The sequence below is a fragment of the Streptomyces sp. NPDC005899 genome (assembly GCF_040629645.1).
Classification (GTDB): domain Bacteria; phylum Actinomycetota; class Actinomycetes; order Streptomycetales; family Streptomycetaceae; genus Streptomyces.
Map to the genome: position 1 here is coordinate 1 of NZ_JBEXWB010000325.1, position 7,255 is coordinate 7,255.

Here is a 7,255-nt window from a genome sequence, read left to right on the forward strand (position 1 = left end):
GGATCGGTGCCCCGCGCCCCGGCGGCGGTCAGGAGCGCCCCGGCGCCCCGCGCCCGCAGGGTGGTCCCGGTGGCGCCCCGCGCCCCCAGGGCCAGGGTGGCGCACGTCCCTCCCCGGGCGGCATGCCCCGTCCGCAGGCTCCCCGTCCGGGCGGTGCCCCCTCGGGTAACCGTCCGAACCCCGGCATGATGCCGCAGCGTCCCGCCGCGGGTCCGCGTCCCGGTGGCGGCCCCGGCGGTGGCCGTGGTCCCGGCGCCGGTGGCGGTCGCCCCGGTGGCGGTGGCGGTCGTCCCGGCGGCGGTGGCTTCGCAGGCCGTCCGGCCGGTCCCGGCGGTGGCGGCGGCGGCTTCGCCGGCCGTCCCGGTGGTCCCGGTGGCGGTGGCGGTGCGGGCCGTCCCGGTGGTGGCGGTGGCTTCGGCGGCCGTCCCGGCTTCGGCGGACGTCCCGGCGGCCCCGGTGCCCGTGGTGGCACGCAGGGTGCGTTCGGCCGTCCCGGCGGTCCCGCGCGTCGTGGCCGCAAGTCGAAGCGGCAGAGGCGCCAGGAGTACGAGGCCATGCAGGCCCCGTCGGTGGGCGGCGTCATGCTGCCTCGCGGCAACGGGCAGGCCGTCCGGCTGTCGCGCGGCGCGTCCCTGACCGACTTCGCGGAGAAGATCAACGCCAACCCGGCGTCGCTCGTCGCCGTGATGATGAACCTCGGCGAGATGGTCACCGCCACGCAGTCCGTCTCCGACGAGACGCTGAGGCTCCTCGCGGACGAGATGAACTACGTCCTCGAGATCGTCAGCCCCGAGGAGGAGGACCGCGAGCTGCTCGAGTCCTTCGACATCGAGTTCGGTGAGGACGAGGGCGGCGAGGAGGCCCTGGTCTCCCGTCCGCCGGTCGTGACCGTCATGGGTCACGTCGACCACGGTAAGACCCGGCTGCTCGACGCGATCCGCAAGACGAACGTCGTCGCGGGCGAGGCCGGCGGCATCACGCAGCACATCGGTGCGTACCAGGTCTCCTCCGAGGTCAACGGCGAGGACCGCCGCATCACCTTCATCGACACCCCGGGTCACGAGGCGTTCACCGCCATGCGTGCCCGTGGTGCGAAGTCCACCGACATCGCGATCCTCGTGGTGGCGGCGAACGACGGTGTGATGCCCCAGACGATCGAGGCGCTGAACCACGCCAAGGCGGCCGACGTGCCGATCGTGGTCGCGGTCAACAAGATCGACGTCGAGGGCGCGGACCCGACCAAGGTGCGCGGTCAGCTCACCGAGTTCGGTCTGGTGGCCGAGGAGTACGGCGGCGACACGATGTTCGTCGACATCTCCGCCAAGCAGGGCCTCAACATCGAGGCACTGCTGGAGGCCGTCGTCCTCACCGCCGACGCCTCGCTCGACCTGCGGGCCAACCCGGACCAGGACGCGCAGGGCATCGCGATCGAGTCCCACCTCGACCGCGGCCGCGGTGCCGTCTCGACCGTCCTCGTCCAGCGCGGAACGCTGCGCATCGGCGACACGATGGTCGTCGGCGACGCGTACGGCCGTGTCCGGGCGATGCTCGACGACAACGGCAACAACGTGCAGGAAGCGGGTCCCTCGACCCCCGTCCTCGTACTGGGTCTCACCAACGTGCCGGGTGCCGGCGACAACTTCCTGGTTGTCGACGAGGACCGTACGGCCCGTCAGATCGCCGAGAAGCGCGCCGCCCGCGAGCGCAACGCCAACTTCGCCCGCAAGGGTGTCCGGTTCTCCCTGGAGAACCTGGACGAGGCGCTCAAGGCCGGTCTGGTCCAGGAGCTCAACCTCATCATCAAGGGCGACGCGTCCGGTTCGGTGGAGGCTCTCGAGTCCTCGCTGCTCCAGCTCGACGTCGGCGAAGAGGTCGACATCCGGGTCCTGCACCGCGGTGTGGGTGCGGTCACCGAGTCGGACATCAACCTGGCGACCGGCTCCGACGCCATCGTGATCGGCTTCAACGTGCGCGCCGCAGGGCGTGCCGAGCAGATGGCCGAGCGCGAGGGCGTGGACGTCCGGTACTACTCGGTCATCTACCAGGCGATCGAGGAGATCGAAGCGGCCCTCAAGGGCATGCTCAAGCCGGAGTACGAAGAGGTCGAGCTCGGCACGGCGGAGATCCGCGAGATCTTCCGCTCGTCCAAGCTGGGCAACATCGCCGGTGTGCTGGTCCGCTCCGGCGAGGTCAGGCGCAACACCAAGGCGCGTCTGCTGCGCGATGGCAAGGTCATCGCGGAGAACCTCAACATCTCCGGTCTGCGCCGCTTCAAGGACGACGTCACCGAGATCCGCGAAGGCTTCGAGGGCGGTATCAACCTCGGGAACTTCAACGACATCAAGATCGACGACGTCATCGCGACGTACGAGATGCGCGAGAAGCCGCGAGGCTGATCGCCGGGGAATCCCCGGGGGGCGACCCCCGGGCTCTCCAGCACGGTCGGGGCCGGTCGACGGGTCGTATTTCCGTCGATCGGCCCCGGCCGTTCCGTGTACGGTTCTGGGTGTCCCCGCCGAGCAAGGGCGGGGCACGATCCCGAACCGGCGGGACATCCGGACACACATGTATGTGGGGACACTGTCCTTCGATCTGCTCCTCGGCGACGTACGGTCGCTGAAGGAGAAACGCTCGGTCGTCCGCCCGATCGTCGCCGAGATCCACCGCAGGTTCGGGGTGAGTGTCGCGGAGACGGGCGGCCAGGACCTCTACCGCAGGGCCGAGATCGGTCTTGCCGTGGTCTCCGGGGACACCGGGCACCTCACGGACGTACTCGACCGGTGCGAGCGCATGATCGCGGGCCGGCCGGAAGTGGAGCTGCTGTCCGTACGCCGGCGGCTGCACAGCGACGAAGACGATTGAGCAAGAAGGAGACGGTCCAGTGGCCGACAACGCGCGGGCGAAGAAACTGGCGGACCTCATCCAGGTGGTGGTCGCCGAGAAACTGCAGCGCGGTATCAAGGACCCGCGTCTGGGCACGCACGTGACCATCACGGACACCCGGGTCACCGGGGACCTGCGGGAGGCCACGGTCTTCTACACGGTCTACGGCGACGACGAGGAGCGGGCGAGCGCGGCCGCCGGCCTGGAGAGCGCCAAGGGCATCCTGCGCTCGGCGGTCGGCGCGGCGGCGGGGACGAAGTTCACCCCGACCCTGGCCTTCGTGGCGGACGCCCTGCCGGACAACGCCAAGGCGATCGAGGACCTGCTCGACCGGGCGCGTGCCTCGGACGCCAAGGTCCGCGAGGCGTCCTCGGGCGCGACCTACGCCGGCGACGCGGATCCGTACCGCAAGCCCGAGGACGACGAGTCCGACGAGAACGACGAGGGCTCGCCGTCCGCATGACGCAGAACACGCAGAACAGGACGCCGGACGGACTTGTCATCGTCGACAAGCCGTCCGGCTTCACTTCGCACGACGTCGTGGCCAAGATGCGCGGCATCGCCCGCACCCGGAGGGTCGGCCACGCCGGCACGCTGGATCCGATGGCCACCGGCGTCCTCGTGCTCGGTGTCGAGCGGGCGACCAAGCTGCTCGGCCACCTCGCGCTGACGGAGAAGGAGTACCTCGGCACGATCCGCCTCGGCCAGGACACCGTCACCGATGACGCGGAGGGCGAGGTCATCTCGTCCACCGACGCCTCGGGTGTGACCCGTCGGGGCATCGACGCCGGGGTCGCCGCGCTGACCGGTGCGATCATGCAGGTGCCCTCCAAGGTGAGCGCCATCAAGATCGACGGCAAGCGGTCGTACGCCCGGGTGCGGGGCGGCGAGGAGTTCGAGCTCCCGGCCCGGCCGGTGACCGTCTCGTCCTTCCGCGTCCACGACGTCCGCGAGGAGGTCGCGGAGGACGGCACGCCCGTCGTCGACCTGGTCGTCTCGGTCGTCTGCTCCTCGGGTACGTACATTCGGGCGCTCGCACGCGACCTCGGCGCCGGGCTGGGGGTCGGCGGACACTTGACCGCCCTGCGACGCACCCGCGTCGGCCCGTACGGGCTCGATGCCGCCAGGACGCTCGAGCAGCACCAGCAGGAACTGACCGTGATGCCGGTGGCCGAGGCCGCGGCCTCGGCCTTCCCCCGCTGGGAGGTGGACGAGAAGCGGGCCAGGCTGCTCCTCAACGGCGTCCGGCTGGACATGCCCGCCGGTCCGCCGGGACCGGTCGCCGTGTTCGGGCCCGACGGGTCCCTCCTCGTACTGGTCGAGGAACAGAAGGGCAAGGCCCGGAGCATCGCCGTCTTCGCCTGACGGAGGCTCACGCGCGGTGCGCACCACCGTGGAGCGGGCAGTCCCCCCGACGCCCGCTCCACGATCCCCCTCCCTCGCGCATCCCTGTCCAAGACGTGGTGTCTTTTCACCCCGATGGGCGGGCGCACGGAGTGACCGGGGGGTGTGCGAGGGGCGCTTTCGCCGTCCGTGCTACGCGTGCCGATCATCCGGGACCTACCGTCGGAGCATGGGCAGCGGGGACCGGTCGACACTGGTGGGAATCTGCGATCAGGCCGGCCGGCCGAGGGGGACCGGATTCGTCGCCGACGATCGCGGCACCGTGCTCACCTGCCACCAGGCCGTGGCCGGTGCCGGAGCGGTGGTCCTCCACGGCGAGGACGGCCGCACCCACACCGTGTCTCCCGGCGGCATCACCGCCCTGCCGGAGCTGGGCCTCGCCCTGCTCGCCACCGGCGGGCCCGCTGTGCTGGCCGTGGAACCGCTCCCCGTCGCCGTACGCGAACGCGTCGAGGCGGGCACCTACGTACGGATCGCCGCCCACGGGCGGCGGGAGGCCCGGGTGCTCGGGACGACACCGGCGACGTACACGGAGGGCGGGCAAGGCCACCCGCTGCGGGCGCTGGAGCTCGCCCTCGGCACGGACGGGCGTGACGCGCTGCGGTCGGGCGGCGCCGCCGTCGGCGGACCGGTGACCGATCCGCGCACCGGAGCCGTCCTGGCCGTCCTCAGCACCGCCCTGCGGGCCGGCCACGAGGCGGCCGGGCTCGCGGTGCCGCTCACCGGCGCGGTCGCCGCCGACGGGCCGCTGGGAGAGCTGCTGCGGCGCAACGCCAACACCGTCCCCGGATACGGCAGGGACCTGAACCTCGCCGGGGCACTGCAGCTGACCGCCACCTCGCTCGGCCACCCCGGCAGCCCGGGGAGCGCCGAACCGGTGGAGCGCCCCCTCGTCAGCGCCGAGTTCGCCGCCTTCGAGGCCGGTACGAAGCCCGTGCTCGGCCTCGTCGGCGCGCCGGGGACGGGCCGCACCACCGAACTGGCCGCCCTGGCCGCCCGCCGGTCCCGCGGGGCCGTCCCCGCCCTCACGCTCTGGCTGCGCGGGGCCGACCTGCTGGCCGACGACACGTCGGTCGCCGACGCGATGACGCGGGTCCTCGGACGCTCCGCCCGGATCATCACGGCGGCCGGGGCCCCCGGCGACATGACGACGGCCACGCCCGAGCGGGTCGCCCACCTCGCGCGGGCGTCCGGGAACCCCCTGCTGGTCGTCGTCGACGGGCCGGAGGAGATGCCGCCGGCGCTGGCACACCGGCTCGCCCCGTGGACGGCGGCGACGGCCGGCTGGCTGCGCTGCCACCGGGTCCGGATGGTCGTCGCCTGCCGGCCCGAACACTGGGAGACCGCCGGGGCGCTCCATCCGCGAGGTGACCTGCACCGCCCCGCACGTCCCGCCCGGGGCCTGCCGCCCGCGGTGCGGCTGACGGACCTGACCGCCGGGCAGGCGGAGCGGGCCAGGGAGCGCTACGGCATCCCGCCCGGCGCGGTCGCCCCCGGCCACGACCGCCACCCCCTCACACTGCGCCTGCTCGCCGAGGTGCGGGAGGCGCTGCCGCCGGACGTGCCCGGACGGCCCGGCACGGAGGAGGTCTTCGCGGCCCACCTCGACCTCACGTGCGTCCGGATCGCCGTCCGGGTCGGGGCCCGGGCCGAGCCCCGGCTGCGGGGCACGGCCGTCCGCAGACTCGCGGCCGAGGTGGCGGGCCGGGTCCACGAGGCGGCGCGGCGGTGCCTGGGGCCGGGACAGGGGGAGCTGGACAGGGCGGCGTTCGAGGAGATCTTCCCCTGGCGCACGGGGTGGGCCTCGGCCGTCCTCACGGAGGGACTGCTGATCCCGGCGGGCGCCGGGTACCGCTTCGCGCACGAGGAGCTGGGCGACTGGCTGCAGGGAGCCCACCTGGATCTGGACGCGGCGCTGTGGTCACTGGTCCACCGCTGGCAGGTGGAGGACGCGCCGGAACGGGAGGACGTACCGGAGCGGGAGGGTGGGCCGGACACCGAGGGTCGGCCGGAGACCGCGGAGGGGCCGGACACTGTCGGCGGGCCGGGCACCGCGGGTGCGCCGGAGCCGGTGCCGCCACGGTCAGCCGTCCGCGTGCACCCGGCGGGGCCGCCCGGGGCCGGGCGCGCGGGGGAGGCTGGGGAGGCGGGTGCCGCGGGGCGTGCGGAGTTTCCCGCGGCCGGGTGGCGTACTGATGTCGTCGGCCCCGCGTGGCCCGTACGTCCGGCGGGGGAGCCGGGGCCCGTGGCGCCGGCGGGCCTCCGTGCGGAGACGCCCGGCCCGTCCGTGGCCGGGGCGAGGGCTTCCGGCTCCTCGGGGCCCCGCAGCCTCCCCGTACCGCGTCACCGCATCGGCCCGGTGATCCAGGCGATGCTCCTGCTGGAGCGCCGCCGGGGGACCGCCGCGCCGGCCCACCGGATGGCCGATCTGATCGAGGCGATGGACCGCCTGCCGGGGGCGGGCCGTGGCGGCGGCACACCCGGCCGGCTCGCCGACGCCGCCTGGTGGGCGGCCCACCTGCTGCGCGAGAGCCTCCTCGGGGTGCCCGACGGGTCGCCCTACCTCGGCGTGCTGCGGGTCCTCGCGGGCAGGATCGCCCGGCGTTCCCGGTCCGGCCGGGGGCCGGAGGCGCTCGGGCCGTACGCCGCGTTCGGCCCGTGGTTCTGGCGGCGGGTGCGGCTGCCCGCGGCGGACCGGCTCGACCTGCTGCGCCGGCTCGTGCCCGCGGACGGCGCCCCGGGCGCGAACGGCGAGGAGCGCTTCCTGGACGCCGTCGACAGGTGCCTCGCCGCCGCGCCCCGCACCGTCCAGCCGCTGCTCTGCCGCTGGTTCACCGACGAGACGCCGCTGCGGCACCCGTGCACCGGGGAGGCGCCCCCGCGCGCGGAGGACGGCGCGACGATCCGGCTCACCGTGGCGGCTGCCGCACAGGCGCTGCTGTACGCCCGCCGCGACCTCGCGGTGGAC

At 74.1% G+C, this 7,255-nt stretch carries 5 protein-coding genes; all 5 read left to right on the forward strand.

Annotation, left to right across the window (positions count from 1 at the left end; translation table 11 throughout):
• Positions 1–2,396 (forward strand): translation initiation factor IF-2 (gene infB, locus ABZ371_RS26475; RefSeq protein WP_358684023.1); only part of this gene is annotated, 2,396 nt, incomplete at its 5' end.
• Positions 2,397–2,565: 169 nt separating this feature from the next.
• Positions 2,566–2,862, forward strand: a complete 297-nt coding sequence (locus tag ABZ371_RS26480; RefSeq protein ID WP_358684025.1) for a DUF503 domain-containing protein — start codon at positions 2,566–2,568, stop codon at positions 2,860–2,862.
• Between the two features lie 19 nt (positions 2,863–2,881).
• Positions 2,882–3,346 carry a 30S ribosome-binding factor RbfA gene (gene rbfA / locus ABZ371_RS26485; RefSeq protein ID WP_358684027.1) on the forward strand — a complete coding sequence of 155 codons (465 nt, stop codon included), beginning with the start codon at positions 2,882–2,884 and terminating at the stop codon, positions 3,344–3,346.
• Positions 3,343–4,248, forward strand: a complete 906-nt coding sequence (truB, locus tag ABZ371_RS26490; RefSeq protein ID WP_358684029.1) for a tRNA pseudouridine(55) synthase TruB — start codon at positions 3,343–3,345, stop codon at positions 4,246–4,248. Before rbfA ends, truB begins: the two co-directional genes overlap by 4 nt.
• Positions 4,249–4,456: 208 nt before the next feature.
• A partial coding sequence (locus ABZ371_RS26495; RefSeq protein ID WP_358684031.1) for a serine protease occupies positions 4,457–7,255 on the forward strand: 2,799 nt, incomplete at its 3' end.